The sequence below is a fragment of the Streptomyces sp. NBC_00122 genome, assembly GCF_045160845.1.
Lineage (GTDB): Bacteria > Actinomycetota > Actinomycetes > Streptomycetales > Streptomycetaceae > Streptomyces.
Genome location: NZ_CP108191.1, coordinates 1,647,437 through 1,673,256, shown reverse-complemented (window position 1 = coordinate 1,673,256; position 25,820 = coordinate 1,647,437). Strand labels below are relative to the sequence as shown.

25 protein-coding genes are annotated in these 25,820 nt (G+C 72.8%); 11 read left to right on the top strand and 14 right to left on the bottom strand.

Features of this window, described 5'->3' with window-relative positions; all coding sequences use genetic code 11:
- Positions 1-28: 28 nt before the first annotated feature.
- Positions 29-640, bottom strand: a complete 612-nt coding sequence (locus OG737_RS07880) for a TetR/AcrR family transcriptional regulator (RefSeq protein WP_328925422.1) — start codon at positions 638-640, stop codon at positions 29-31.
- A 70-nt stretch (positions 641-710) separates the two neighbouring features.
- Between OG737_RS07880 and ddaH the strand changes: the two genes are divergently transcribed.
- Entirely contained in the window at positions 711-1,601 is an 891-nt protein-coding gene (ddaH, locus tag OG737_RS07875) for a dimethylargininase (RefSeq protein ID WP_405680005.1), read from the top strand.
- 38 nt (positions 1,602-1,639) lie between these two features.
- Here ddaH and OG737_RS07870 read toward each other — a convergent pair whose 3' ends face one another.
- The 3 genes from OG737_RS07870 to OG737_RS07860 form a co-directional block, all read right to left on the bottom strand.
- Positions 1,640-2,650, bottom strand: coding sequence for a small ribosomal subunit Rsm22 family protein (locus tag OG737_RS07870; protein WP_328925420.1), 1,011 nt, complete (start codon positions 2,648-2,650; stop codon positions 1,640-1,642).
- A gap of 86 nt (positions 2,651-2,736) precedes the next feature.
- Positions 2,737-3,819 (bottom strand): IS630 family transposase, encoded by a 1,083-nt coding sequence (locus OG737_RS07865; protein ID WP_328930173.1) that lies wholly within the window; start codon positions 3,817-3,819, stop codon positions 2,737-2,739.
- Between the two features lie 52 nt (positions 3,820-3,871).
- Complete coding sequence (locus OG737_RS07860) at positions 3,872-5,179, bottom strand: multidrug effflux MFS transporter (RefSeq protein ID WP_405921341.1); 1,308 nt, start codon at positions 5,177-5,179, stop codon at positions 3,872-3,874.
- Between the two features lie 108 nt (positions 5,180-5,287).
- Here OG737_RS07860 and OG737_RS07855 point away from each other — a divergent pair, with 108 nt between their 5' ends.
- The 3 genes from OG737_RS07855 to OG737_RS07845 are packed head-to-tail and all read left to right on the top strand — an operon-like array spanning position 5,288 to position 7,529.
- A complete protein-coding gene (locus OG737_RS07855) occupies positions 5,288-6,058 on the top strand; it encodes an SDR family oxidoreductase (protein ID WP_405921340.1) in 771 nt (256 codons plus the stop codon).
- A 44-nt stretch (positions 6,059-6,102) separates the two neighbouring features.
- Positions 6,103-6,966 carry a PhzF family phenazine biosynthesis isomerase gene (locus OG737_RS07850; protein WP_328925417.1) on the top strand — a complete coding sequence of 288 codons (864 nt, stop codon included), beginning with the start codon at positions 6,103-6,105 and terminating at the stop codon, positions 6,964-6,966.
- Entirely contained in the window at positions 6,966-7,529 is a 564-nt protein-coding gene (locus OG737_RS07845) for a GNAT family N-acetyltransferase (RefSeq protein WP_405921339.1), read from the top strand. Before OG737_RS07850 ends, OG737_RS07845 begins: the two co-directional genes overlap by 1 nt.
- Positions 7,530-7,580: 51 nt before the next feature.
- Here OG737_RS07845 and efeU read toward each other — a convergent pair whose 3' ends face one another.
- The 6 genes from efeU to OG737_RS07815 all read right to left on the bottom strand — a co-directional run bounded on the left by efeU (position 7,581) and on the right by OG737_RS07815 (position 14,109).
- Positions 7,581-8,429 carry an iron uptake transporter permease EfeU gene (gene efeU / locus OG737_RS07840; protein ID WP_328925415.1) on the bottom strand — a complete coding sequence of 283 codons (849 nt, stop codon included), beginning with the start codon at positions 8,427-8,429 and terminating at the stop codon, positions 7,581-7,583.
- A 24-nt stretch (positions 8,430-8,453) separates the two neighbouring features.
- Positions 8,454-9,743 carry an iron uptake transporter deferrochelatase/peroxidase subunit gene (gene efeB / locus OG737_RS07835; protein ID WP_328925414.1) on the bottom strand — a complete coding sequence of 430 codons (1,290 nt, stop codon included), beginning with the start codon at positions 9,741-9,743 and terminating at the stop codon, positions 8,454-8,456.
- A 31-nt stretch (positions 9,744-9,774) separates the two neighbouring features.
- On the bottom strand, positions 9,775-10,929 hold the full coding sequence (gene efeO / locus OG737_RS07830; protein ID WP_405680006.1) for an iron uptake system protein EfeO: 1,155 nt from the start codon (positions 10,927-10,929) through the stop codon (positions 9,775-9,777).
- 177 nt (positions 10,930-11,106) lie between these two features.
- The gene (locus tag OG737_RS07825; RefSeq protein ID WP_328925412.1) at positions 11,107-11,997 is read right to left on the bottom strand and encodes a heme ABC transporter ATP-binding protein; all 891 of its coding nucleotides are present in this window, start codon (positions 11,995-11,997) and stop codon (positions 11,107-11,109) included.
- Positions 11,994-13,091 (bottom strand): FecCD family ABC transporter permease, encoded by a 1,098-nt coding sequence (locus OG737_RS07820; protein ID WP_405680007.1) that lies wholly within the window; start codon positions 13,089-13,091, stop codon positions 11,994-11,996. Before OG737_RS07820 ends, OG737_RS07825 begins: the two co-directional genes overlap by 4 nt.
- Before the next feature lies 1 nt (position 13,092).
- Complete coding sequence (locus OG737_RS07815) at positions 13,093-14,109, bottom strand: ABC transporter substrate-binding protein (protein ID WP_328925410.1); 1,017 nt, start codon at positions 14,107-14,109, stop codon at positions 13,093-13,095.
- Positions 14,110-14,246: 137 nt separating this feature from the next.
- Between OG737_RS07815 and OG737_RS07810 the strand changes: the two genes are divergently transcribed.
- The 3 genes from OG737_RS07810 to OG737_RS07800 all read left to right on the top strand — a co-directional run bounded on the left by OG737_RS07810 (position 14,247) and on the right by OG737_RS07800 (position 17,818).
- Positions 14,247-15,626: an HtaA domain-containing protein gene (locus OG737_RS07810; protein WP_405680008.1), complete on the top strand. Its 1,380-nt coding sequence runs from the start codon at positions 14,247-14,249 to the stop codon at positions 15,624-15,626.
- Between the two features lie 79 nt (positions 15,627-15,705).
- Positions 15,706-17,097: an HtaA domain-containing protein gene (locus OG737_RS07805; RefSeq protein ID WP_405680009.1), complete on the top strand. Its 1,392-nt coding sequence runs from the start codon at positions 15,706-15,708 to the stop codon at positions 17,095-17,097.
- 40 nt (positions 17,098-17,137) lie between these two features.
- On the top strand, positions 17,138-17,818 hold the full coding sequence (locus OG737_RS07800) for a PhzF family phenazine biosynthesis protein (RefSeq protein WP_328930252.1): 681 nt from the start codon (positions 17,138-17,140) through the stop codon (positions 17,816-17,818).
- A 7-nt stretch (positions 17,819-17,825) separates the two neighbouring features.
- Here the strand turns inward: OG737_RS07800 and OG737_RS07795 are convergent, their stop codons facing one another.
- Complete coding sequence (locus OG737_RS07795; RefSeq protein WP_328925407.1) at positions 17,826-18,473, bottom strand: biliverdin-producing heme oxygenase; 648 nt, start codon at positions 18,471-18,473, stop codon at positions 17,826-17,828.
- 142 nt (positions 18,474-18,615) lie between these two features.
- A complete protein-coding gene (map, locus tag OG737_RS07790; RefSeq protein ID WP_328925406.1) occupies positions 18,616-19,473 on the bottom strand; it encodes a type I methionyl aminopeptidase in 858 nt (285 codons plus the stop codon).
- A 72-nt stretch (positions 19,474-19,545) separates the two neighbouring features.
- Here map and OG737_RS07785 point away from each other — a divergent pair, with 72 nt between their 5' ends.
- Positions 19,546-19,782, top strand: a complete 237-nt coding sequence (locus OG737_RS07785) for a hypothetical protein (protein ID WP_328925405.1) — start codon at positions 19,546-19,548, stop codon at positions 19,780-19,782.
- Between the two features lie 27 nt (positions 19,783-19,809).
- On the opposite strand, the gene OG737_RS07780 is transcribed toward OG737_RS07785, so the two are convergent.
- On the bottom strand, positions 19,810-20,496 hold the full coding sequence (locus OG737_RS07780; RefSeq protein ID WP_328925404.1) for a hypothetical protein: 687 nt from the start codon (positions 20,494-20,496) through the stop codon (positions 19,810-19,812).
- Between the two features lie 86 nt (positions 20,497-20,582).
- Here OG737_RS07780 and npdG point away from each other — a divergent pair, with 86 nt between their 5' ends.
- Together npdG and OG737_RS07770 are read left to right on the top strand one after the other, a co-directional pair.
- Positions 20,583-21,287 (top strand): NADPH-dependent F420 reductase, encoded by a 705-nt coding sequence (gene npdG / locus OG737_RS07775; RefSeq protein WP_328925403.1) that lies wholly within the window; start codon positions 20,583-20,585, stop codon positions 21,285-21,287.
- 95 nt (positions 21,288-21,382) lie between these two features.
- A complete protein-coding gene (locus OG737_RS07770) occupies positions 21,383-21,574 on the top strand; it encodes a hypothetical protein (RefSeq protein ID WP_328925402.1) in 192 nt (63 codons plus the stop codon).
- On the opposite strand, the gene OG737_RS07765 is transcribed toward OG737_RS07770, so the two are convergent.
- Positions 21,571-22,368, bottom strand: coding sequence for a site-2 protease family protein (locus tag OG737_RS07765; RefSeq protein ID WP_328925401.1), 798 nt, complete (start codon positions 22,366-22,368; stop codon positions 21,571-21,573). The genes OG737_RS07770 and OG737_RS07765 overlap by 4 nt on opposite strands.
- A gap of 73 nt (positions 22,369-22,441) precedes the next feature.
- Here OG737_RS07765 and OG737_RS07760 point away from each other — a divergent pair, with 73 nt between their 5' ends.
- The gene (locus tag OG737_RS07760) at positions 22,442-25,774 is read left to right on the top strand and encodes an AfsR/SARP family transcriptional regulator (RefSeq protein ID WP_405921338.1); all 3,333 of its coding nucleotides are present in this window, start codon (positions 22,442-22,444) and stop codon (positions 25,772-25,774) included.
- Positions 25,775-25,820 lie beyond the last annotated feature (46 nt).

Sequence of the window (25,820 nt, the reverse complement as noted above, 5' to 3'; positions counted from 1 at the left end):
TCTCGATCGGCCGTAGGTTGCCGGTCCGTTAACGGGCGGTGACGTTGGCCACCCCACCCAACACCCGGTCCACGAGGGCGTCGGTGTAGGCGTGCGTCAGCGGCGCCGTCCGCAGCAGCCAGCGGTACGTCAGCGGGCCGACCAGCATCTCCACCGTCAGCCGCAGATCCGTGTCCGGCGCGAGCTGCCCGGCCTCCCGGGCCGTGCGCAACCGCGCCTCGTACAGGGCGAGCTGCGGCTCCAGCAGCCGCTCGGTGAAGCGGGCGCCGAGCTCCGGGTCGGTCGCCCCGGCCGCCGTCAGGGCGCGCGTGGGGGCCGCGTACTTCTCGTCGAGCAGCTGGTCCACCGTCGCCCGCAGGACGTGCTTCAGGTCGGCCGCGAGGTCCCCGGTGTCCGGGAAGCCGGCCCACTCGGCCGCCGCCTCCGCGTCCCCGGTGAGCGCCAGCGAGGCGTCCAGCAGCACGGCGGCCTTCGACGGCCACCAGCGGTAGATGGTCTGCTTGCCGACCCCCGCGCGGGCCGCGATGGCCTCGATGGTCAGCCTGTTGTAGCCGACCTCCCCGACCAGGGCGAGTGCCGCGTCGAGGATGGCCCGCCGGGAGCGGTCGCTGCGGCGGCTGGCGTCAGGGGTCCTGGTCATGTCCTGAAACTATCAACCGAGACGTCTCGTCTTCCTCTTGCCCGGTAAACCACCCAATCAGTTCACTGCGTTGTCCCGCTTCAGGAGGGACGATTCTCTCCACACTCGTCGTGAGACGTGTAAGTCGAGTGCAAGTCGTGAGGAGCCTTCTTTGCGCAGAGACGCCACACCCCGGCGCTACCTGATGTGCCCACCCGCACACTTCAAGGTCACGTATTCCATCAATCCGTGGATGGACCCCACGAAACCGGTGGACCTGCCCCTCGCACACGCCCAATGGGAAGACCTGAGGGACCGCTACCGCGCCCTCGGCCACACCGTCGAGACCCTCGTACCGGACCCCGAGCTGCCCGACATGGTCTTCGCGGCGAACGGTGCCCTCGTCGTCGACGGCCGGGTGCTCGGAGCCCGCTTCGCCTATCCGGAACGGGCCGCCGAGGCCGAGATCCACCTGGACTGGTTCCGCAGCCACGGCTACCAGGACATCCACGAGCCGTCCCACGTCAACGAGGGTGAGGGCGACTTCGCCGTCACCGCCACCTACATCCTGGCCGGCCGGGGCTTCCGCTCCAGCCCGCTCTCGCACGACGAGGCCCAGGAGTTCTTCGGCCGTCCCGTCATCGGCCTCGACCTGGTGGACCCGCGCTACTACCACCTGGACACCGCCCTGTCCGTCCTCGACGGGGACGAGGTCATGTACTACCCGGCCGCGTTCTCGCCGGGCAGCCAGGCCGTGCTCAAACGGCTCTTCCCCGACGCGCTGCTCGCCGACGGCCGCGACGCGGCCGCCCTGGGCCTCAACGCGGTCTCGGACGGCCGGCACGTCCTGCTCCCACAGGCGGCGACCGGCCTGCTGGCGCCCCTTCGGGACCGGGGGTTCGAGCCGGTCCCGATGGACCTGGGGGAGCTGCTCAAGGGCGGCGGCAGCGTGAAGTGCTGCACCCAGGAGCTGCGGCCCTGACGCGGCCTGACTCGGTCTGACCCGGTCCTGCGCCCGGCCTAGCGCTCCTGCGGCGGCGGCCAGTCCTGGCCCCAGTCGGCGTCCCGCGCCGCCTTGTAGAGGTCGCCGTGGCGCTTGGTCACGTTGACCCGGGTCAGGCCCGCCGAGTCACCGCTCTGCGGGCCGCACAGCTCCAACTGGACGAGCCCCTTCCGGATCTGCGGCTTCCGCGTGATCCGGAAGGCGGCGGGCTCGACCGGGAAGCGGGTCGCGGCGACGTAGCTGAACTTCTCGTCCTCGTACGGGAGGGAGCCGCCCTTGACCTTCCGGTGCAGCGAGGACCGGCTCACCCGCGCCGAGAAGTGGCACCAGTCCTTGCCGACCTCGATCGGGCAGGTCCCGTCGTGCGGGCAGGGCGCGGCGACCTGCAGCCCCGCCGCGATCAGCTGGTCGCGGGCCTCGCGGATACGGAGGTACCCCTCCGGTGTGCCCGGCTCGATCAGCACCACGGCCTGGCCGGCCCGCGCCGCCTCGGCGACGACGGCCGTCCGCGCCTGCGGGGTCAGCTCGCCCAGCACGTACGAGACGGTCACCAGGTCGGCGTCGGGCAGGGCCAGCCCGGAGCCGATGACGGCCCGCCGCCACGCCGCCCCGCGCAGGACCTCCGAGCCGCGGGCCGCCAGCTCCTTGCCGAGCGCCAGCGCCGGCTCCGCCCAGTCCAGCACCGTGGTTTCGCGAGGGCCGTCCCAGGTGGCGTCGACCGCCCAGGTCGCCGCGCCGGTGCCGCCGCCCACGTCCACGTGGGAGCCCGGCGCCCAGCCGGGCGCCGCCTCCGCGAGCCCGTCCAGGGCCGCCCGGACGGCCTCGAAGGTGGCGGGCATGCGGTACGCCGCGTACGCCGCCACGTCGGAGCGGTCGCGCAGTACGGGCGCGTCGGTCGGGGTCTGCCCCCGGTAGCTGGCGATGAGCCGCTCCACGGCGGCCGAGGCCTGCTTGGGCGGGAGTCCGTCGAGCAGCCCGCCGAGCGCGCTGCGGAGGGTCTCGGCGGTGGTGGGGGCAAAGGCGTTCACCCGCCGAGTTTACGGCGCCGGGCGGCGTGGCCCCGTCCGGGTACGGACCGAAGCGGCCCGGACCGGCAGGCCCCCGGCCGAGAGCCCTAGTCTTCTGAGTCGGGAATTCTGTTCAGATAGCTGGCGAGGCGTTCGAGGATCTCGTCTGCGGTCTTGGTCCAGACGTAGGGCTTGGGGTCGGTGTTCCAGGCGGCGATCCAGTCACGGATGTCCTTCTCGAGGGCCTGGACTGACTTGTGGACGCCTCGCCGTATCTGCTTGTTGGTGAGTTCGGCGAACCATCGCTCGACCAGGTTCAGCCAGGACGACCCGGTCGGGGTGAAGTGCAGGTGGAACCGGGGGTGGCCGAGCAGCCACTTCTTGATGTCCGGGGTCTTGTGGGTGGCGTAGTTGTCGCAGATCAGATGGACGTCCAGGCCTGCCGGCACTTCCTTGTCGAGCTTGACCAGGAACTTCTTGAACTCCTCGGCCCGATGGCGGCGGTGCAGGGAGCCGATCACCTTGCCGGTGGCCACGTTGAGTGCGGCGAACAGGGTGGTCGTGCCGGCCCGGACGTAGTCGTGCGTTGACCGCTCCGGGACCCCGGGCATCATCGGCAGCACCGGCTGGGACCGGTCCAGGGCCTGGATCTGCGACTTCTCATCCACGCAGAACACCAGCGCCCGCTCGGGCGGGTCCAGATAGAGGCCGACGACATCGTGGACCTTGTCGACGAAGTACGGGTCGGTCGACAGCTTGAAGGTCTCCGAGCGGTGCGGCTGCAGGCCGAACGCCCGCCAGATCCGTGAGACCGAGGACTGGGACAGGCCCATTTCCTTCGCCATCGACCGCGTCGACCACTGCGTCGCGTTCTTCGGCTTGGACTCCAAGGTCCTGGTGACCACCGCGGCAACCTGCTCGTCCGTCACCGATCTGGGGCCGCCGGAACGCGGCATGTCTCCCAGGCCCGCGATCCGGTACTGCACGAAACGGGCCCGCCAACGGCCGACCGCCTGAGGCGTTGATCCGAGACGGACGGCCACGTCCTTGTTCGAGACACCCTCGGCGCAGGCCAGGATGATCCGGCACCGCAAAGCCCACGCCTGCGGCGTGGAACGACGCCGCACCCACCCCTCCAGTGCGACCCGTTCCTCGTCCGACAGCGTCAACTCGGCCTTCGGCCGCCCCATCCGCGCCATAGGCCAACCCTACACATCTGAACAGAACTCAAGACTCAGAACACTAGGCGGCGGACGCCAGCGGGTCGCGGTTCTGCCAGGGCCGGCACAGGCCCAGGAAGCAGCCCACCGACAGCAGCGCGCACACCAGCTGGACCAGCGCCATCGGCACCGCCGTGTCCTCGCCCGCGATCCCGACCAGCGGCGAGGCGACCGCACCGACCAGGAACGACGACGTGCCGAGGAGCGCGGAGGCCGATCCCGCCGCGTGCGGGGTCCGCATCAGCGCCTGCGCGTTGGTGTTCGGCAGCACCACGCCCATCGCCGACATCAGCACGAACAGCGCGGCGGCGATCGGGGTCAGCCCCACCTCGCCGAACACCCCGGTCGACATCAGCAGCAGCGCCACCGCCGCGGTCGTGATGATCCCGAGCCCGACGGACAGGGTCTTGTCCATGCTGACCCGGCCGACGAGCAGCTTGCCGTTGATCTGGCCGACGGTGATCAGGCCGACGGAGTTGAGGCCGAAGAGCAGGGCGAAGGCCTGGGGCGAGGCTCCGTAGATCTCCTGCACCACGAAGGGCGAGGCGGAGATGTACGAGAAGAGCACCGCGAAGGCGAAGCCGCCGGTCAGGGTGTAGCCCGTGAAGACGCGGTCGCCGAGCAGCCCGCGCATGGTCCGCAGCGCGGCACCGACGCCGCCCGTCTGCCGCCGTTCGGGCGGCAGGGTCTCGCCGAGGCCGCGCCAGACCGTCAGCGTGAGCACGAGGCCGACGCCGGTGAGGACGACGAAGACCCCGCGCCAGTCGGCGACGCGGAGCACCTGGCCGCCGATGAGCGGGGCGATGATCGGTGCGGATCCGGATATGAGCATCAGGGTGGAGAAGAAGCGGGCCATCTCGACCCCGTCGTACAGGTCGCGTACGACGGCACGGGCGATGACGATCGCGGCCGCCCCGGCCAGGCCCTGGAGCAGGCGGAAGCCGATCAGCAGCTCGGTGGTCGGCGCGAGGGCGCATATCGCGGTGGCCAGGACGTAGACGGTCATGCCGACGAGCAGGGGCCGGCGGCGCCCCCACTTGTCGCTCATCGGGCCGATGACGAGCTGGCCCAGCGCCATGCCGGCGAGGCAGGCGGTGAGGGTGAGCTGGACGGTCGCGGCCGGGCTGTGCAGGACGCTGGTGACCTGCGGCAGGGCCGGGAGGTACATGTCCATGGACAGCGGGGGCAGGGCGGTGAGCCCGCCGAGTATGAAGGTGACGAGCAGCCCGGTGCGGCGTGCGGCCGTCAGGGGTGCGACGGCGGTGGAGGCGGAGGGCGATTCGGGTGACGGCTCGGGTGTGGGTGCCGTCGCGGGGGCTCTCTCCGACATGCGGGACTCCAGTCCTCTTATCTGATTCATGCACCCCTGACCGACCCATGTTCTCAGCTATCGGAACGTCCGGGGCCCGCAGCCCTGTGTGACGTAGCCTGCGGGCCCATGAGCGAAAGTGCCGAGAAGATCGCCGTGGTGACCGGGGCCGGCTCCGGGATCGGCCGTTCCGTGGCCCTGACCCTGGCCGCGGCCGGCTGGGCCGTGGCGTTGGCGGGCCGCCGGACCGGGCCCTTGGAGGAGACGGCCGCCGCGGCGGCGCAGTCCGCCGGAAACGCGGACGTCCTGTGCGTCCGGACGGACGTCAGCGATCCGGACGAGGTCAATGCTCTGTTCGAGGCCGTACGAGACCGGTACGGGCGCCTCGACCTGCTCTTCAACAACGCGGGCACCTTCGGCCCGGGCGGCGTCCCGCTGGAGGACATCACCTACGAGGCCTGGCGCTCGGTGGTGGACGTCAACCTGACCGGCGCCTTCCTGTGCGCGCAGGCCGCCTTCCGGCAGATGAAGCGGCAGGACCCGCAGGGCGGCCGCATCATCAACAACGGCTCCATCTCGGCGCACGTGCCGCGCCCGAACTCCGTCGCCTACACCGCGACCAAGCACGCGATGACGGGCCTGACCAAGTCCCTGTCGCTGGACGGGCGGCCGTACCGGATCGCCTGCGGCCAGATCGACATCGGCAACGCGGCGACCGAGATGACCGAGCGGATGCAGACCGGCATCCTCCAGGCCAACGGGCAGCTGGCGGTCGAACCGGTGATGGACGCCGCGGACGTGGCTCGCACCGTGCTCCACATGGCGGAGCTCCCACTGGAGGCGAACGTACAGTTCGCGACGGTGATGGCGACGGCCATGCCGTACATCGGGCGCGGCTGAACAACCCCGTTGCCAGAGCCGGGCGGGGTGACGATCATGACCGCATGACCGACACCGAAGTACTGCGCTACACCGCCTTCTCCCCGGACCCGGAAGGCGGCAACCCCGCCGGGGTCGTGCTCGACGCCGCCGGGCTGGACGACGCCGGGATGCTGGAGATCGCCGCCGGGCTGGGCTACAGCGAGACGGCCTTCCTGACGGCCCCGCCCGAGGGGCTCGGCGGCGAGCCCGGGCGGGCGTTCACCGTGCGGTACTTCAGCCCGAAGGCGGAGGTGCCCTTCTGCGGGCACGCCACCGTGGCCACCGCCGTGGCGCTGGCGGAGCGGATCGGCCCCGGGGACCTGGTCCTCGCGACGCGGGCGGGGACGGTCCCGGTCTCCGTCACCGCCGAGGACGGGCTGCTGCGGGCCACGCTGACCAGCGTGGAGCCGCACGTCGAGGACATCGCCCCGGCCGACCTCGCCGAGGCGCTGGCCGCGCTGGACTGGCCGGAGGCGGACCTGGACCCGGCGTTCCCGCCCCGGATCGCCTACGCCGGGAACCGGCACCTGGTGCTCGGCGCCGCCACCCGGGCCCGGCTCGCGGACCTCGCGTACGACTTCGCCCGCCTGGAGGCCCTGATGCGGCGCCTCGACCTGACCACCGTGCAGCTGGTGCACCGGGCCGGACCGGCGGAGTTCCACGTACGGGACCCCTTCCCGGTCGGCGGAGTCGTCGAGGACCCCGCGACCGGGGCCGCCGCGGCCGCCTTCGGCGCGTACGCGCGCGAGCTCGGGCTGGTCCCCGAGGACGCGGTGCTCACCCTCCACCAGGGCGCGGACATGGGCCGGCCGGGGGAGCTCACGGTGGAGCTGCGCGCCGGGGACCCGCGGGTCCGCGTCGGCGGTACGGGCGTGCGGATCCCCTGATGAGGGTGCTGGCGTACGAGGTCACCGCGCTCCCGGCAGAGCTCGGCGGCCAGGTCGAGGCCCTGGAGGCGGCGGCCTGGCCGGGCGCTTCACCCGGGCACGACCCGGCCCTGGCGCCGCGCGCCCTGCTGCTCGTCGACGGTGACGGCGCGGTGGCCGCCTCGCTGGCGCTGCTGTACAAGGAGATCGAGGTCGCGGGCCGCACGTACCGCGCGGCCGGGCTGAGCGCGGTCGTGACACGGCCCGCGCTGCGCGGCCGCGGGCTCGGCGGCCGGCTGGTCGCGGCGGCCCGCGCCGGGCTGGCGGCGGACCCGGCCGTCGACCTGGCGCTGTTCAGCTGCGACCGGCCGCTGACGCCGTTCTACGAGGCGGCCGGCTTCACGCGGCTGCCCGGCACGGTCCTGGTCGGCGGCACCCCCGCGGAGCCGCTGGCCACCGACGAGCCGGGCTTCGACAAGGAGGTGGTGGCGGCCTTCTTCACGGACACCCCGGAGCGGGACCGGGCCGCCTTCACCGGTGTCCGCGTCCCGCTGCACCCCGGGAACACCGACAGGCTGTGGTGACCGGCGCGCGAGCCCGTCACCACAGCCTGTCGGCCGGTCATACCTCGCCGGTCAGCCGGCCTGCGCGGCGTCCGCGGGCTGCGCCTTCGGGGCAGCCGGGCGGCCACGGTCGAAGAAGAACAGCGCCAGCACGGGCACCAGGTACAGCGCCCACACCGTGAGCTGGACGACGGTGGGGTCCGGCTGGAAGTTGAAGACGCCCTTGAGGAGCGTCCCGTACCAGCTGTCCGGCGGGATGGTGGCGCTGATGTCGAAGGCCTTGTCGCCGAGGCCGCCGAGGAAGCGGGCCTCCTGGAGGTCGTGGACCCCGTAGGCGAGCACGCCCGCGGCCACGACCACCAGCATGGCGCCGGTCCACTTGAAGAACTTCGCCAGGTTGATCTTGAGGGCGCCCCGGTAGAACAGGTAGCCCAGCACGATCGCCGTCGCGATGCCCAGCAGCACACCGATCAGCGGCGCCGAAGAGCCCTCGCCGCTGGCGCGTACGGACGCCCACACGAAGAGCGCGGTCTCCAGGCCCTCACGGCCGACGGCCAGGAAGGCGGTGGCGACCAGCGCGCCGGTGCCCATGGCGAGCGCCGTGTCGAGCTTGCCGTGCAGCTCGGCCTTCAGATGCCGCGCGGTGCGCTTCATCCAGAAGACCATCCACGTCACCAGGCCCACCGAGATGATGGACAGGCTGCCGCCGAGCAGCTCCTGCGCCTCGAAGGTCAGCTCCTGGGTGCCGAATTCGAGCATCGCGCCGAAGGTGAGCGAGAGCGCGCAGGCGATCCCGATGCCGAGCCACACGGGACGCAGGGCGTCCCGGCGCTCGGTCTTCACCAGGTACGCGACGAGGATGCAGACGACCAGGCTGGCCTCCAGCCCCTCGCGCAGGCCGATCAGATAGTTGCCGAACACGGCGGTTCCTTCTCTCCGACTGGCTTACGCGAACAGTGCCCGGCCCCACCAGTCGTCCTTGTCGCGGACGCCCGGCGGGACGGCGAAGATCGCCGAACCCACGTGCTGGATGTATTCGTTGAGGACGTCGGACTTCGCCAGCTGGCGCTGGATCGGGATGAAGCCCTTGCGGACGTCGCGCTGGTAGGCGAGGAAGAACAGGCCCGCGTCGAGGCGGCCCAGACCGTCCGAGCCGTCCGTGAAGGAGTAGCCGCGGCGCAGGATCGTCGCACCGTTGTTGCTGTCCGGGTGCGCGAGGCGGACGTGCGCCTCCGGCTTCATCGCCTTCAGGAACGGCTCGTCGCGCTCCTTGGACTTGCCGACCGGGGCGCCCTCGCCCTTGTCGCGGCCGAAGATGTCCTCCTGCTCCTGCAGGGGCGTGCGGTCCCAGATCTCGATGTTCATCCGGATCCGGCGGGCCACCAGGTACGAGCCGCCGGTCAGCCACTCGCTGCCGTCGCCCGCGCCGACCCACACGTGCTTCTCCAGGGCCGCCTTGTCGGTGCCCGAGATGTTCCGGGTGCCGTCCTTGAAGCCCATCATGTTGCGCGGGGTCTGCTCATCGGGCGTGGTCGACGAGGTCTTGCCGAAGCCCAGCTGCGACCAGCGCACCACGGTCTTGCCGAAGCCGATGCGGGCCAGCTGGCGGATCGCGTGCACGGCGACCTGCGGGTCGTCGGCGCAGGCCTGGACGCAGAGGTCGCCGCCGGAGCGGGCCGCGTCCAGGTTGTCGCCCGGGAACAGCTCCAGGTCGACCAGCGCGTCGGGGCGCTTGCCCTCCAGTCCGAACCGGTTCTTGGCGAACAGGCCCGGCCCGAAACCGATGGTCAGGGTCAGGCGGGAGGCCTTCAGGCCGAGCGCCTCGCCGGTGTCGTCCGGCGGAGCCTCGGGGAGGCCGCCGAAACCGCCCTCGCCGACCGGCAGGCCGGCCGTCATGCGGCGGGCCGCCTCGGTCCACTCCTTGAGGAGCTTGATCAGCTCCTCGCGGTCCTTCGTCTTCACGTCGAAGGCCGCGAAGTGCAGACGGTCCTGCACGGCGCTGGCGATACCGGCCTGGTGCTCGCCGTGGAACGGCACGGCCGCTCCGGCGGCGGAGGCCGAGACCAGGTCCGGCCCGCTGCCGAAGGCAGCCACCGCCCCGCCGGCCGCGGCCGCGCCGAGCGCGAGCCCGGCACCGCCCCAGCCCAGGACGGCGCGCCGCGAGGGCGCGGCCGCCGACTCGACGGCGTCCTGCTGTTCCGGCTGCTGCTGCGCCGCCGATTCCGACTCGGACATCGTGTTCTCCCGCCTCCTTCGTCCCTGACCGTTACTTCGTGACCGCTGCGGCGAGCTTGGAGAGCGGCTCGCCGAGGGCGCTGACGCCGTCCGAGAGCTCCTTGCGCTCCGCCTCGGTGACCTTGTCGTACGCGGTGAAGTCGTAGGAGGCCTTGTCGGCGCGGTACTTGTCCAGCAGCGTGTTCATCGCGGCGAACTGGGTGTCCAGCTGCTTGACGAGCTCCGGGTCGTTCTTCGCGGCGATCGCCTTCAGGACCGCGTACGCCTTCTCCGCGCCCTCGACGTTGGCCTTGAAGTCGACCAGGTCGGTGTGGGAGTAGCGCTCCTCCTCGCCCGTGACCTTGCCGCTGGCGACCTCGTCGAGGAGCTCCTTGGCGCCGTTGGCGATCGAGGAGGGGGTGATCTCCGCCTGGCCGACCTTCTTCTGCCAGTCGGTCAGGTCCGTGATCAGGGTGTCGGCGAGCTTCTTGTCACCGTCGTCGATCTTGTTGTCGGCCCACAGGGACTTCTCCAGGCGGTGCCAGCCCGTCCAGTCCTTCGCGGGGTCCTGGCCGGCCTCCAGGCCGTCCTCGCGGACATCGACCTTCGGGTCGATGTCACCGAAGGACTCGGCGACCGGCTCGGTGCGCTCCCAGCCGATGCGGGAGGGCGCGTACGCCTTCTTCGCGGCCTCGAGGTCGCCGGCCTTGACCGCGTCCGCGAAGGCCTGCGCCTTGGGGAGGGTCTCCTCGGCCTGCGCGACCACGTAGGCGCGGTAGGCGGCGACCGCGGCGTCGGCCTCGGGGCTGCGCTTCTCCGCGGCGGCGCCCTTGCCGGTGGCCTTGACCTTCTGGGTGATGCCGTCGCCCTTCATACCGGGCTTGCAGACGACCTCGTACTCGCCCGCCTTGATCTCGGCGGTGATGGAGGCCTTGGTGCCGGGGCCGATGTTCTCGCGCTCGGTCACGATGCGGGCGTCCGGGAAGAGGACGTAGACCTCGGTGACCTTGGAGCCCTTGTTCTCGATGTCGATCTGGACCTTGCCCGCCGGGAACTCCGTCTTCGACACCTCGCAGGCGCTGTCGGAGGCGGCCACCTTGATCGCGCCGTCGCCGCCCGCGTCGCTCTTCTGGGAGCAGCCGGTGACGGCGGTCAAGGCTGCTGCCACGGAAGCGGCGGCGATGACGGTGAGGCGGGCGGGGCGCATAGGGGGCTCCTGGGCGTCGGACGTGTGGGCCGTCCCAAGGGGGAGAGGCCAGTGAGGCGGACCTAACTTAACCGAGGCTTACCTGACCCATACCCACTCGTGCAGTGATTCAGCTCTCACCTTCCGGCGGCGGACACGGGGCCGTCACGGACGATTCACGACAGCCCCAAGGCCGGGTCAAGCGCAAGTCAAGTCGGGGCGACCGTTCCGTACTGCCGAACGTCGCGCCACCTCGCGTACGGGCACCACCAGCGGGGTCCCGGTGCGCGGATGCGGAATGACTTCCACCGGCTGCCGGTAGACGCGGCTGAGCAGTCCGTCCTCGAACACCCCGGCCGGCGGTCCGTCCGCGGCGATCCGCCCGTCGTGCAGGACGGCGGCTCGGTCCGCGTAGGCGGCGGCCAGCCCCAGGTCGTGCAGGACGACCACCACCGCGTCCCCGGCGGCGGCCCGCTCCCGGCAGATCCGCAGCACGAGTTCCTGGTGGCGCAGGTCGAGCGCGGCGGTCGGCTCGTCGAGCAGCAGCAGCGGGGCCCGCTGGGCCAGTACGCGGGCCAGTGCGACCCGGGCCCGCTCGCCGCCGGAGAGGGCGGAGAAGGGGCGCGCCGCGAAGCCGGTGACCTCGGTGGCGGCCATGGCGGCGGCCACTGCTTCCTCGTCCGCGTCGGCGAGGGGGGTGCCGGCCCAGGGCGCGCGCCCCATCCGTACGACGTCCTCCACGGGAAACGGGAAGGACAGTTCGGTCGACTGGGGGAGTACCGAGCGGCGCAGCGCCAGATCGGGGGCGCTCCAGTCGCCCACCGCGCGGCCGTCGACCCGTACCTCTCCGGAGGCGGCGGGGAGGTCGGCGGCGAGGGCTGCCAACAGGGTGGACTTGCCCGCGCCGTTCGGGCCCACCAGGGCCAGTACCTCCCCGGCCCGGGCGGTCAGGTCGATGCCGGCGAGGACCTCGCGCGGCCCGAGCCGGACCCGCAGTCCCACGGCTTCGGCGAAGGCCGCGCCGGGGGCGGGCCGGGCCGGGACGGTGCGCCTGCTGCGGGAGAGCAGCCCGGTCGGTGCGCCGGTCATGCCCAGCCTCCTTGCCTGCGGCGGGTGCGGCGCAGCAGCCAGAAGAAGAACGGGCTGCCGAGCAGCGCGGTCAGTACGCCGAGCGGCAGTTCGGCGGGCTGGGCGACGGTACGGGCGGCCAGATCGCCCGCGACCAGGACGACGGCCCCGGCGAGGGCGCTGCCGGGCACCAGGAAGCGGTGGCCGGGGCCGCCCGCCATGCGCAGCAGGTGCGGGACGAGCAGTCCGACGAAGGTGATGACGCCGGCCACGGCGACCGCGGCGGCGGTGAGCAGCGCCACGACCAGGATGACGGCCAGGCGCAGCCGTTCGACGTCGATCCCGAGGTGGCGGGCGGGCCGTTCGCCGAGTGCGAGCAGGTCGAGCCGGCGGGAGTGGAAGGGGGCGATCAGCAGGCCCGCGGCGGCACAGGGGAGTACGGCGAGCACCTTGGGCCAGGTGGCCTGGGCGAGGGAGCCGAGCTGCCAGAAGGTGATCTGGTTGACCTGGCCGCTGTCCGCGAGGAAGACGAACAGGCCGATGAGGGCGCCGGCGAAGGCGTTGACGGCGATGCCGGTGAGGATGAGGGTGACGACCTCGGTCCGGCCGCCGTCGCGGGAGAGGAAGTAGACGGAGCCGACGGTGATCAGGCCGGCGGCGAACGCGCAGACCGTGACCGTCCAGTCGCCGAGGAAGCTGAGTCCGAGCCCGATGGCGGCGACCGCGCCGACGGCCGCGCCGGCCGAGATCCCGATGACGCCGGGCTCGGCGAGCGGGTTGCCGAACACGCCCTGCATGAGGGCGCCCGCGCAGCCGAGGCTGCCGCCGACGAGCAGCGCGAGCACGACGCGGGGCAGCCGTACGTTCCACAGCACGCTCTCCCCGACCCGGTCGAGCGGCGCCCCGCCGAGGCCCGCGCGGTGCTGGACGGAGGTGAGTACGTCCCCGAGCGGGATCCGGTAGGCGCCGACTCCCGCGGAGAGCAGGGCGAGGAGGACGAGGCAGGCGACCAGCGCGGCGGTGAGCGCGAACGCCGTGCGGCGGCGGGGCCGTTCGGCTGCGGCGGGATCGGCCGTCGTCGCGCCGGCCGTGGCGCCGGGGGTGGCTGTCGGCATCTCAGGCGCCCTTGCCGTAGAGCTGGGCGACCAGGGAGGCGAGCACCTGGTCCGTGCGCGGGCCGTAGCCCAGCAGGACGCCGTCGTCGATCGTGACCACCCGGCGGTCCATGCCGGCCGGGGTCTGGGTGACGCCCGGGATCTTCACCAGGCCGTCGACGCCGCCGACCGATTCGAGGCCCTTGGACATCACCAGGATCGCGTCGGGGGCGGCGCCCGCCAGGGCCTCACTGGTGATCGGGGTGAAGTCCTTGCCGAGCCCGGACTCCTTGCCGGTGTCGACCGCGCCCGCCGCCTCCAGCAGCGAGGCGGCCCCGGAGTCTGAACCGCCCAGCAGGTAGACGGAGGCGGTGCCGCGCAGGTAGAGGAAGGCCACCCGGGGCTTTGTCCCGGAGCCGGCCGGAACGTCCTTGCGGGCGGCGGCGATCCGGTCGGCCGTGCGCCGGTTCAGGCGTTCCCCGGCCTCCTCGACGCCGAGCGCGGCGGCCACCGCCGCGATCCGCTTCGGCACGTCGTCCAGGGACTTGGCCGGGGCCACGACCAGCACCGGGATGCCCGCGTCGCGGATCTGCTGAACCGCCTCGGCGGGACCGCTGGTGGTCTCCGCCAGCACCAGCGTCGGCCGCAGCGAGAGCACGCTCTCGGCGGAGACGTCGTGGCCGCGGGTCACCACCGGCAGGTGCGCGGCCTGTTCGAAGGTGGCGGTGATGTCCCGGGCCACGACCTGCCCGCCGAGGCCGAGCGTGTGGACGATCTCGCTGAGGCTGCCGGTCAGCGGGACGACCCGGTCCGCCGAAGTGACGCTCACCTGGGTCCCGTCCGCCGAGGGCACGGTCACCGGCAGTGCGGGCAGCGGCGCCGGGGCGAGCGGTTCCACCCGGTCCGCGGCGGCGGTCCGGGCGGATGGGCCCGGGGTGGTGGCCGTACCTCCGCAGCCCGTCAGCGCGAGTGCCAGGGCCAGTGCTGCCACGGCGGGAGCGAGACGGGGAAAGCGGTGTGACGCGGCGGGCGTAGGCACGAAGGCACCGTCCTGATCGTCCGACTGGGGTTTCGGAGAGGTTCCGGAGAGGTTCCGGAGACCGGGGGGTTCCTCACCCACTCGGCAATAACTTAGGTTAGCCTAACCTTACTTCGCCAGCCCTGGAGGGGACATTCATGTCGGCAAGACCCGTCCGCGCGTTCGCCGTCGCCCTGTTGGCGGCCCTGCTGGGCGCCCTGCTCCCGGCCACCGCCGCCCGGGCGGGCACCGTGCAGGGCGGCCGACTGGACTGGGGCGTCAAATCGTCCTTCCAGAGTTACGTCACCGGCCCGGTGGCGAAAGGCGGTTTCAAGCTGAAGGGCGGCGCCGCCACGGTCGGCGGCAGCCTCTTCCGCTTCCACTCGGCGACCGGCTCTTACGACCCCGCCTCCGGCGCCTTCGAGGCCTCCTACTCGGGCGGGGTGACCTTCCAGGGCCACCAGAAGCCCGACGGCGTCCACGAGCTGGACATGACGGTGAGCCGGCCCACCGTCAGGATCAGCGCCGGCAAGGGCACTCTGTACGTGGACGTCTCCAGCAAGGCGAAGGACACCGGCGAGGTCAGCAGCCGGTCCCAGGTGCCCTTCGCCACCCTCGGCCTCGGCGGCGTCGACATGAAGGGCGGCGCGAGCCCGCTCACCCTCACCAACCTCCCGGCCACCCTCACTGAGCAGGGCGCTCAGGCCTTCGCCGGCTACTACGCGGCGGGCGCGCAGCTCGACCCGGTCTCGCTGTCCGCCGACGTCAAGGCCGCACCGGCGGCGGATCCTTCGCGGCAGCAGCCGACCGCGCAGCCGGACACCACGGCCGCCGGGACCCCGCGGGCGCCGGGCGCCTTCACCGACGCCGCCGTCGACTGGGGGGTGCGCCGTACTTTCCGCGAGTACGTCACCGGCTCGGTCGGCCAGGGCGCGTGGACCCTCGCCGAGGGCGCCCAGGACGGCGGCGCGCTCTTCCGCTTCCCGCAGGGCAAGGGCACGTACGACGGCGCGAAGGGCACCCTGGATGCGGCCTTCGCCGGCACGGTCCACTTCACCGGCGCCCACCTGGACCTGAAGCTCGGCAAGGTGGCGGTCACGGTGGAGAACGGCAAGGGCGTGCTGTCCGCCGACGTCACCACCGGCGACGGGACGAAGAACGCCGTCGCGCTGGTGGAGTTCGACGCCGCGTCCCTGAAGACCGAGGGCGGGCTCGCCACCCTCGCCGAAGCCCCCGCCACCCTCACCGAGGGCGGCTCCCAGGCCTTCGGCTCGATGTACAAGGCGGGCACCGGGATGGACCCCGTCTCGCTCGCCGTCGCCCTCGACCCCACCGCGAACCTCCCGGCCCTGCCGGACCTGGGCTCCGCGGCCACGCCCACGCCGCCGTCGTCCGCGCCGCTGCTCGCCCAGCAGGCGGCCTCGGAGTCCTCGCACACCGGGCTGTACGTCTCGCTGGCCGTGGCCGTACTGGTCCTGGCCGGCGGTGCGGCCTTCCTCGTGGTCCGGGGGCGCCGCGCGTCGGCCGAAGCCCCGTAGCGGCGCGGCTGCCCTTCCCGTCCCTTCCTTCCTCCCCTCTTCCCTTCTTCCCCCTTCCTCTGCCCAGGAGTTCTCAGCGATGTCGTCCCTCCGCCGTCCGGTCGCCGCCGCGGCCGCAGTCCTCACCGCCGCCGCTCTCGGCGCCACCGCCCTGGCCGTGCCGGCCACTGCCGCACCGGCCGTCCCACCGATGAAGATCGTCGGCGGCACCCTCGACTGGGGGGTGCTCGCCAGTTACCGCGCCTACGTGACCGGCATGGCCAAGGGCTCCATCACCGTGGCGGACGGCGCCAAGCAGAACGAGGACGGCAGCCTGCGGTTCGGCGAGCCGACCGGTCAGTACGAACCGGCCGCCGGCCACGTGGTGAAGGCGGCCTTCAAGGGAAGCGTCACCTTCTCCTCGCCCGCCCCGCCCGCCGGCCACGGCTTCGAGGTCAAGCTCTCGGACTTCCGTATCGACACCGGCACGAAGAAGCTCACCGCGGACGTCATCAAGGGCGGCGCGACGGCCGAGGACGTACCGCTCGCCACGGTGGCCTTCGGCGGCCAGTCGATGGACAAGCTGGCGACCAGGCTCACCAAGGAGACCGCGGACGCGCTCGGTTCGGCTTCGTACGAGAACAAGGCGGGCGACCCGCTCACCGCGAAGCTGGAGTTCGAGAAGCCCGCCCCGTCGCCGAGCAGCCCCGCGCCGACCGGCCCGGCACCGACGAAGCCCGTTCCGGCGCCCACCGGGACGGCCCCCACCAAGCAGCCCACCGCCCCGGCCGACGGCGCGCAGAAGATCCTCAGCGCCAAACTGACGTGGGGAGTGAAGGAGTCCTTCCGCAGGTACGTGCTGGGCGCGGGCTCGGTCACCCCGGCGGGTGGAGCCGCCCGCAACGGCGAGCTCTTCGACTTCGCCTTCGGCACGGGCGAGCTCGACGCCGGGAAGCAGACGTTGAACGCCTCCTTCGAGGGCAGCCTGCGCTTCCAGTACGCGGCCCACGGCATCGACATGACCTTCGGCAACGTCCGCGTGGCCGCCACCGGCCGCACCGGGATCCTGTACGCGGACGTCAAGAACGCCGCCGGCACCAAGGCGGCCGTTCCCTTCGCCACGCTCGACCTGTCGAAGAGCGACTACAGGACCAACGGCGGTGTGCTGGCGCTGCGTTCGATACCGGCGGCCTTTACCGCCGAGGGCGCGGCCTCCTTCGCCAACGACACCACCGGCTCCCTGTACAAGGCGGGGGACGCGATCGACCCGCTGACCCTCTCCGTGGCCGTGGACAAGGACGCCACGCTCCCGGTGACCGGTACCGGCGGCACCGGCGGCACGGGCCTCACCGCGGCCACCGTCGGCGGCAGCCTCGCCGCCACCGGCGCGGAAATCCCGGCCACGGCCCTGCTCGGCGCCTCCGGCGCGGCGGTCGCGGCCGGCGCGGGCGCGGTGTACCTCGCGCGCAGGCGGCGTACGGACCTGCGCTGAGCCGTGTTTGAATGCCCGCGTGAACGATCTCGACGTCTTGATGGTCTTCTGCGCGGGTGACGGCCGGTACGGCAACCTGCTCGGTGTCGTCCGCGACGGCCGGACCTGCCCCGACGACGCGTCGCGGCAGGCGCTGGCCGCCGAACTCGGCTACAGCGAGACGGTGTTCGTCGACGACCCCGAGCGCGGGGTCGTCGACATCCGCACGCCCGGCACGCGGATGTCCTTCGCGGGACATCCGCTGGTCGGGGTCGCGTGGCTGCTGGACATCGAGGAGCTCCAGCCGCCGGCCGGATCCGTATGGGCGCGTGACGACGGGGAGTTCACCTGGATCACGGCCCGCCCCGAGTGGGTCGAGGGCAAGCGCACCGAGCAGTACGCGAGCCCCGCCGACGTCGAGGCGCTGCCGGCGCCGCCGCCGGGCGAGGGCTGGCTGTACGCGTGGGCCTGGGAGGACGAGGCCGCGGGACGGGTCCGGGCCCGCGGCTTCCCGCGCCGCGCCGACGGGGTCATCGCCGAGGACGAGGCCACAGGCTCGGCGGCGATCCTGCTGACGGCCCAGCTGAACCGCGCCCTGAACATCACCCAGGGCGCCGGCTCCCAGATCCTCACCGCCCCCGGCCCCGACGGCACGGTCGAGATCGGCGGCCGCGTCCGCTTCGCCCCGGGCGGCATCGGTGGCCGCAGCGGAAGCGGCATCGGCGTCGGCGTCGGGGGCTAAGCGTCGCTTAGGCGGAGAGCGGGAAGCGCTCGCCCAGCTCGCGGAAGACCGCGCCGTTGAAGTCGAAGGCGCGCTTGCACTCGTCGATGATGCGCTGCTTCTCCAGGTCGTCCGCGGCGATCGCGTCCAGCAGCTCGCGGTAGGTCCGCTTGAAGGCCGCCGGGTTGGAGATGTCCGCGAAGACGTAGAAGCGGACGCCGTCGCCCTTGCGTTCGAAGCCCCAGGTGCGCTCCGCCTTGTCGCGGATGATCTGGCCGCCGGAGAGGTCGCCGAGGTAGCGGGTGTAGTGGTGGGCGACGTAACCGCCCGGCCACTCGGCCGCGCACCGGGTCACCCGGGCGGCGTAGGCCTCGGTCGCGGGCAGCGCCGCCACGCGTCCGCGCCAGCCGGGCCCCAGCAGGTGCGCGAGGTCGCGCTCGATCTCTGCGACGCGCATCAGCTCGGGCCGGATGAACGGGCCGGCCACCGGGTCGTCCTTGAGCGAGTCGGCCGCGTCCTCCAGGGCCCGGTACACGAACCACAGCTGCTCGGTGTAGCGCGTGTACGCGTCCACCCCGAGCCGCCCGCCCAGCAGGTCGCTCATGAAGGTCGACGTCTCGGCCTCGGTGTGCTGCTCGTGCGAAGCGACGCGGATGACCGTAGAGAAGGCGTCCAAGACGGACCTCCAGGGAAGAGAAGAAGACGTGACGGCACGGCCGCCACGTCCGATCTTCCTACTTAGGTATGCCTAAGTCAATGGGTTCCCGACGCCCTGTCGGTAAAAAGTCACCTGCGCCGGAGCGCCTGCAGCGAGGTGCCTACGGCAAGGTGAGGATCTCCGCGCCGGTGTCGGTGACCACCAGCGTGTGCTCGAACTGCGCGGTGCGCTTGCGGTCCTTCGTGACGACCGTCCAGCCGTCCGCCCACATGTCGTACTCGTGGGTGCCCAGGGTCAGCATCGGTTCGATGGTGAAGGTCATCCCGGGTTCGATGACGGTGGTGGCGTGCGGGCTGTCGTAGTGCGGGATGATCAGGCCGGAGTGGAAGGACGAGTTGATGCCGTGGCCGGTGAAGTCCCGGACCACGCCGTAGCCGAAACGCTTCGCGTACGACTCGATGACCCGGCCGATGATGTTGATCTGGCGGCCCGGCTTGACGGCCTTGACGGCCCGGTTCAGGGCCTCGCGGGTGCGCTCCACCAGCAGCCGCGACTCCTCGTCCACCTCCCCGCACAGGTAGGTGGCGTTGTTGTCACCGTGCACCCCGCCGATGTACGCGGTGACGTCGAGGTTCACGATGTCGCCGTCGCGCAGGACGGTGGAGTCGGGGATGCCGTGGCAGATGACCTCGTTGACCGAGGAGCACAGCGACTTCGGGAAGCCCCGGTAGCCGAGCGTCGAGGGGTAGGCGCCGTGGTCGCACATGTACGCGTGGGCGACCCGGTCGAGTTCGTCGGTGGTCACCCCCGGAGCGATCAGCTTGGCGGCCTCTTCCATCGCCTGGGCGGCGATCCGGCCGGCGATGCGCATGGCCTCGATGGTCTCGGCCGACTGCACCTCCGGTCCGGTGTACGGAGTGGGCGCGGGCTTGCCCACGTACTCGGGCCGGCGGATGTTTCCGGGAACGGAACGGACGGGAGAAAGCTCGCCTGGTACGAGCAGCGACTGGCCAGACATGCAAGCGAGTGTATCCAGGCGGGATGGGGCAGCATGGCGGCAGAGACCGGTATCGAGAGGAGCCCGACAGCGATGGCCCTGTTCAAGAAGCGCCAGGTGGGCAAACCGGGCGAGTGGTACTACTGCCTGGTCCACAAGAAGGTCGAGGAAGGCCCCGAGTGCCCCGCCAAGGACCGGTTCGGTCCGTACGGGACCCCCGAGGAGGCGGCCCACGCGATGCAGACGGCCGAGGAACGCAACCTCGAATGGCAGACGGACCCCAAGTGGAACGACAAGACCCGCGAGGACGACGAGGGCACGACCGCGTAGGGCGGCAGGCCGCCGGGCCTGAGGCTCCTACCAGCGGCTGGGCGGCGGGGCGGTCAGCTGATCGGCCAGCCGCGCCAGCCGGTCCCGGAAGCGGCGCGGCCCGCGCCGCGCCGGCAGGCTGTTCTCCCCGGCCGCCGCGCTGACCAGGTGCTGCAGGGTGTCCAGATCCATCCCCCAGCTACCTCCCCCGGACTCTCCCCCAGCTACTGCTGGGGGTGCCCCCATCCGGGGGGACCCCCAGGGAGGCGCCCCCACCGCGCAGCCCTCCGCCACCGAGAGGGTGTCGTGCGCGAGCGTGCCCAGATCCGGGTCCCCGCCGTCCAGGGACAGTACGGTCGCCCCCGCGCGCCGGGCGTCGTGCACCCGCTCCAGCAGCCCCTCGCCGGGCTTCTCCGGCGCCACCACCAGCAGTGCGTGCCCGCGCCGGGCCGCCTCCAGCCGGCTCAGGCCCACCGACAGGTGCGGCGGCTCCCCGGGCAGCACGCGGTGGCGTACGAGGGTGGGCGCCAGCTCCGGCAGCCCGGACCAGGCGGCCTCGTCCACCAGGTGCGCCGCCAGGTGCCAGGGCTCGTACTGCTCGGTCCCCACCAGCAGCAGGCTCCCGCCGCCCGGTTCGACCGAGCGCCGCAGCGAGCCGGCGAAGCGGCGCGCCGCTCCCGGCCACTGCGTACCGGCGAGGACCTCGCGCAGCAGCGCGACTCTCACGGCATCCATGACGGGCATCCTGCACCACGCACGGGACAAACGGGAGCACTTCCCTCCTCTTCGGCTCTGCGGTACTCGGCAGTACGCTCGCCCCCATGACTTCCTCAGACAGCACGCAGAAGCCGCCGGCCAAGGACCCCTGGGACCTCCCGGACGTCTCCGGCCTCGTCGTCGGCGTCCTCGGCGGCACCGGCGACCAGGGCCGCGGCCTGGCATACCGGCTCGCCCGGGCCGGCCAGAAGGTGATCATCGGCTCCCGCGCCGCCGACCGCGCGCACACCGCCGCGGAGGAACTGGGCCTCGGCGTGGAGGGCGCGGACAACGCCGAGTGCGCGCGGCGCAGTGACATCGTGATCATCGCCGTGCCGTGGGAGGGCCACGCCAAGACCCTCGAAGCGCTGCGCGAGGACCTCGCGGGCAAGCTCGTGGTGGACTGCGTCAACCCGCTGGGCTTCGACAAGCAGGGCGCCTACGCCCTCCAGGTCGAGGAGGGCAGCGCGGCCCAGCAGGCCGCGGCCCTGCTCCCGGACTCCCGCGTCACGGCCGCCTTCCACCACCTCTCGGCGGTCCTCCTCCAGGACGAGTCGATCGACGAGATCGACACCGACGTGATGGTCCTCGGTGAGTCCCGCGCGGACACGGACACCGTCCAGGCCCTGGCCGCCCGCATCCCGGGCATGCGAGGCGTCTTCGCGGGCCGCCTTCGCAACGCCCACCAGGTCGAATCCCTGGTGGCCAACCTGATCTCGACCAACCGCCGCTACAAGGCCCACGCGGGCCTGCGCGTCACGGACGTCTGAGCGAGGACGCCCGGCCGTCCTTACGGGACCACTGCGGGGCATGGGGGACACTGGAGGGGCTCGACCCCGTTCAGTGTTCCCGAGGAGCTCTTCCCATGCCCCGCCTTGCCGTCTTCGCCGTTGTCGTCTGCGTTCTCGCGGTGGCCGCGGCCGTCGTAGCCTTCGTGGAGGGCAGCTTCATCGGGATCGTCTGGGTGCTGCTGGCCGGCCTCACGTCCAACATGGCCTGGTACTACATCCGCAAGGCGAAGGCCGAGAAGGCCGCCGCCGCGCGCGGCGCCAACTAGGACGGGACCTGGCAGAAGCCGTCGGTCTCCACCCAGAAGCGGTAGAGGTCGCGGCCGCAGTAGGTGTCCAGGTCCGACACGCCGAGCCCGGACAGCACACCGCTCACCGCGTCGAAGAAGAACGTGTTGACCTCCGGGATCCACAGCAGCGCGAAGACCGCGATCAGGCCGAACGGCGCCAGCGGCGCCGCCTCGCGGCGCACCCGGTACGACAGCCACGGCTCGATCACCCCGTAGCCGTCGAGGCCCGGCACCGGCAGGAAGTTCAGGATCGCCGCCGAGACCTGGAGCAGGGCGAGGAAGGCGAGGGCGAAGCGGAACGCCGGCGGGACGCCGTCAAGGGCGTCCAGCCAGAACGGGGCCGTGCACACCAGGGCGAAGGCCACATTGGTCAGCGGGCCCGCCGCCGAGATCAGGCTGTGCTTCCAGCGGCCCTGGACGCGGTCGAGTTCGATGTACACCGCGCCGCCGGGCAGGCCCAGCCCGCCGAGGATCACGAAGATCACCGGCAGGACGATGCTGAGCAGCGCGTGCGTGTACTTCAGGGGATTCAGCGTCAGATAGCCCTTGGCGCCCACCGTCAGGTCGCCGCCGTGCAGGGCGGTCCGGGCGTGCGCGTACTCGTGCAGGCACAGGGAGACGACCCACGCGGAGGTCACGAAGAGGAACACGGCGAGCCCGGTGCTCGTCGAGTACCCCGTCCACACGGCCCAGCCGGTGACCGCCATGACGGCCGCGATGCCGAGGAATACGGAACTGATGCGCCGCTCGTCGCGGCTGCCCTGATGACCCATGCGGCGAAACCTATCCCGGGGCCCTGACACAAATGGGGTCGGGGCCGGGCACGGATCCGGGGACAATGGGCCGGTGCGTTACGCGATTCTCGGCACTACCCAGGCCATACGTGACGACGGGACCCCCGTCGCCGTCGGCGGAGCGCGCCTGCGGGCGCTGCTGACCGGGCTCGCGCTGCGCCCCGGGCGGGCGGTCCCGGCGCACCTGCTGGTCGACGAGGTGTGGGACGGCGATCCGCCGGCCGACGCGGTGGCCGCCCTGCAGGCGCTGGTCGGGCGGTTGCGGCGGGCGCTGGGGCGCGAGGCCGTGCGTTCCGCGGAGGGCGGCTACCTGCTGGCCGCCGACCGCGAGGACATCGACCTGTACCGCTTCGAGCGGCTGGCCCGCGCCGGGGGCGAGGCCCTGGAGGCGGGCGAGGCGGCCAAGGCCGCGGCCCTGTACGACGAGGCCCTCGCCCTGTGGCGCGGGCCGGCCCTGGCGGACCTCCCCGACCCGGCCGCGGAGTCCGCGCGCTGGGACGCCGTACGGGGCGACGCGCGCCGGGGCCGGCTCGCCGCGGCCCTGGCCCTGGGCGGGGCGGAGCAGGCGCTGCCCGAGCTGACCGCGCTGTGCGCCCGACAGCCGCTGGACGAGCCCCTGCAGGCCCTGCGCATCCGGGCCCTGCGCGACGCGGGCCGCCCGGCGGAGGCCCTGGCCGCGTACGACACCGTCCGCCTGGACCTCGCCGCCCGCCTGGGCACGGACCCGGGCCCGGCCCTGCGCGCCCTGCACGCCGAGCTCCTGAACCCCGCACCCGACGCCGAATCCGTACCCGCGGCCGCGCCCGAACCCGCCGTCTCCCGGCCGGGAGTCCAGCCCCGGTCGCCGGCTCCGGCCCAGCCCGGGCAGGGCAACCTGCGGGCCCGGCTCACCACCTTCGTCGGGCGCGAGGACGACATCCGCGCCATCGGCGCCGACCTCGCCCGGGCCCGGCTCGTCACGCTGCTCGGACCCGGCGGAGCCGGCAAGACCCGGCTGTCCCAGGAGGCCGCCGAGGCACAGGACGCGGACGGCTGGCCCGACGGGGTGTGGCTCGTCGAGCTCGCCCCCGTCGACGACCCCGAGGACGTGGCCGAGGCCGCGCTCGCCGCGCTCGGCGCGCGCGAGACCAAGCTGCGCGGCGCCGCCGCCGAGGAGATGCGGGTACTCACCGACCGCGCCGGGGACGACCCCCTCGACCGCCTGGCCGAACACTGCGCCCGCCGAAGGCTCCTGCTGCTGCTCGACAACTGCGAGCACGTCATCGGCGCCGCCGCCGAACTCGCCGAACGGCTCCTCACCCACTGCCCCGGCGTCCGGATCATGGCCACCAGCCGCGAGCCCCTCGGCGTACCGGGGGAGATGCTGCGCCCGGTGGAGCCGCTGCCCGACGCGGTCGCGCTGCGGCTCCTCGACGACCGCGGCGCCGCGGCCCGCGCCGGTTTCACCGTGACCGAAGACCCGGCCGCGGCCGCCGAGATCTGCCGCCGGCTGGACGGAATGCCGCTGGCCATCGAGCTGGCCGCCGCCCGGCTGCGGCTGCTCACCCCGCGTCAGATCGCCGACCGGCTCGACGACCGCTTCCGGCTCCTGACCGGCGGCAGCCGCACCCTGCTGCCCCGGCAGCAGACCCTGCGGGCCGTCGTCGACTGGTCCTGGGACCTGCTCGACGCGCCCGAGCGCGTCGTCCTGCGCCGGCTGTCCGTCTTCGCGGGCGGCTGCGACCTGGCCGCCGCCGAGACGGTGTGCGCCGAAGGCGGCCTCGACGTCGCCGACACGCTCGGCTCCCTCGTCGACAAGTCCCTCGTCGTGGCCGCCCCCGGCCCCGACGGCTCCGGCATGCGCTACCGCCTGCTGGAGACGGTCGGCGAGTACGCCGCCGAGCGCCTCGCCGAGGCCGACGGCGACCGGGAGGCCACCGAACGCCGCCACCTCGTCCACTACCGCGAACTCGCCCGCACCACCGAGCCGCTGCTCCGCGGCCACGGCCAGCGCGCGGCCGCCGACCGGCTCGCCACCGAGTACGAGAACCTCCGTACGGCCCTGCGCCATGCCGTCACCGCCCGCGACGTCGGCGAAGTGCTGTGCCTCACCCACTCCCTGGGCTGGTACTGGCACATGCACGACCTGCGCTCCGAGGCCCGGCACTGGTGCGACGCGGCCATCACGCTCGGCCCCGACCCCTTCGCGCCGCCCGTCGTCCCCGCGGAGCCGGTGTACGAGCGGCTCGTCGACACGCCCCCGCCCTACAGCGGCGAACTGCTCACCGAGGCCTGGCGCGCCCTCCACCTGCTCCAGCTGGCCGCCCGGGACCAGACCAGCGAAACCTGGAACAGCCCGGAGGCCCGCGCCCGGGTCGACGCCGTGCTCGCGACCTACCGGCCCGGCCTTCCGCAGACCTGCCGGACACCGGGCGCGCTGTGGATCTACGCCGTCATGATCGCGGGCGACCCCGGCCTGCTCCAGCGGGCCGTCGACGAGACCGTCGTCGCGGCCCGCGACCTCGGCTACCGCTGGGAGCTCGCCTCGGCCCTCCAGCTCCGCGCCAACATCCTCGCCAACAGGGCCGACTGGGCGGGCGACGCCACCCGCGACGCCGACGAGAGCTTCGCCCTCTTCCGGGAACTCGGCGACGCCTGGGGCTGCGCCGAGGCGCTGTCCGCCCGCGCCGAGGCCCGGGAGAAACGCGGTGAGTACGCCCTGTCCGCCCGCGACTACCGCGAGGCGATCGCCTACGCCGAACGCCTCGGCGCCATGGCCCAGGTGACGGTGCTGCGCGTACGGATGGCCGGGACACTGACCGAGGACGGCCGGATCGAGGACGCCGAGCAGATCCTCACCGAGATCACCGCCGAGGCGCAGCGGTACGGCAACGAGGCCATGCCCGCCGCCCGGATGTTCCTCGCGGGCATCCTCGGCCGCACGGGACGGATCCCCGAGGCCCGCGCCCAGCTCCAGGCCCTGCGCGACGAGTTCGCCTTCGGAGCGTTCGCCATCTTCGACAGCTTCCTGCTCGGCACGATGGCCTGGCTGGACAACCGGCAGGGGCTGTACGAGGAGGCCCTGGGCAGGCTGCGCCATGCCATGGAGACGGCCACCGACCCGATGGCGCGCATGGTGGCCCCGCAGATGCCGGCGGTCTACCTGCTGACCGCGGCCTTCTCACTGGTCTCGCTCGGCGGCCCGCGCCGGGAGTACGACGCGGCCCGGCTGCTGGGCGCCTACGCCGCGCTGCTGCCGCCCGCGCACTTCCCGGTGACGACGGAACGTGAGGACTTCGCCCGCGGGCAGGAGCTGGCACGGGCGGCGCTGGGTGACGCCGCCTACGAGAGCGCGTACGCCGAAGGCGGTGGCTTCACCCTGGAGGAGGCCACCGCCCTCATCTGACCCGGCCCCCGGCCGGTGTCCGTCCGGGACGCGATCCGGAACGGAT

Bases quoted from the DNA above. Each gene is read 5' to 3' on its own strand.
- OG737_RS07880 (WP_328925422.1), bottom strand. From the start codon at position 640: ATGACCAGGACCCCTGACGCCAGCCGCCGCAGCGACCGCTCCCGGCGG.
- OG737_RS07865 (WP_328930173.1), bottom strand. From the start codon at position 3,819: ATGGGGCGGCCGAAGGCCGAGTTGACGCTGTCGGACGAGGAACGGGTC.
- OG737_RS07860 (WP_405921341.1), bottom strand. From the start codon at position 5,179: ATGTCGGAGAGAGCCCCCGCGACGGCACCCACACCCGAGCCGTCACCC.
- OG737_RS07855 (WP_405921340.1), top strand. From the start codon at position 5,288: ATGAGCGAAAGTGCCGAGAAGATCGCCGTGGTGACCGGGGCCGGCTCC.
- OG737_RS07850 (WP_328925417.1), top strand. From the start codon at position 6,103: ATGACCGACACCGAAGTACTGCGCTACACCGCCTTCTCCCCGGACCCG.
- OG737_RS07845 (WP_405921339.1), top strand. From the start codon at position 6,966: ATGAGGGTGCTGGCGTACGAGGTCACCGCGCTCCCGGCAGAGCTCGGC.
- efeB (WP_328925414.1), bottom strand. From the start codon at position 9,743: ATGTCCGAGTCGGAATCGGCGGCGCAGCAGCAGCCGGAACAGCAGGAC.
- efeO (WP_405680006.1), bottom strand. From the start codon at position 10,929: ATGCGCCCCGCCCGCCTCACCGTCATCGCCGCCGCTTCCGTGGCAGCA.
- OG737_RS07825 (WP_328925412.1), bottom strand. From the start codon at position 11,997: ATGACCGGCGCACCGACCGGGCTGCTCTCCCGCAGCAGGCGCACCGTC.
- OG737_RS07820 (WP_405680007.1), bottom strand. From the start codon at position 13,091: ATGCCGACAGCCACCCCCGGCGCCACGGCCGGCGCGACGACGGCCGAT.
- OG737_RS07810 (WP_405680008.1), top strand. From the start codon at position 14,247: ATGTCGGCAAGACCCGTCCGCGCGTTCGCCGTCGCCCTGTTGGCGGCC.
- OG737_RS07805 (WP_405680009.1), top strand. From the start codon at position 15,706: ATGTCGTCCCTCCGCCGTCCGGTCGCCGCCGCGGCCGCAGTCCTCACC.
- OG737_RS07800 (WP_328930252.1), top strand. From the start codon at position 17,138: ATGGTCTTCTGCGCGGGTGACGGCCGGTACGGCAACCTGCTCGGTGTC.
- map (WP_328925406.1), bottom strand. From the start codon at position 19,473: ATGTCTGGCCAGTCGCTGCTCGTACCAGGCGAGCTTTCTCCCGTCCGT.
- OG737_RS07785 (WP_328925405.1), top strand. From the start codon at position 19,546: ATGGCCCTGTTCAAGAAGCGCCAGGTGGGCAAACCGGGCGAGTGGTAC.
- OG737_RS07780 (WP_328925404.1), bottom strand. From the start codon at position 20,496: ATGGATGCCGTGAGAGTCGCGCTGCTGCGCGAGGTCCTCGCCGGTACG.
- npdG (WP_328925403.1), top strand. From the start codon at position 20,583: ATGACTTCCTCAGACAGCACGCAGAAGCCGCCGGCCAAGGACCCCTGG.
- OG737_RS07770 (WP_328925402.1), top strand. From the start codon at position 21,383: ATGCCCCGCCTTGCCGTCTTCGCCGTTGTCGTCTGCGTTCTCGCGGTG.
- OG737_RS07765 (WP_328925401.1), bottom strand. From the start codon at position 22,368: ATGGGTCATCAGGGCAGCCGCGACGAGCGGCGCATCAGTTCCGTATTC.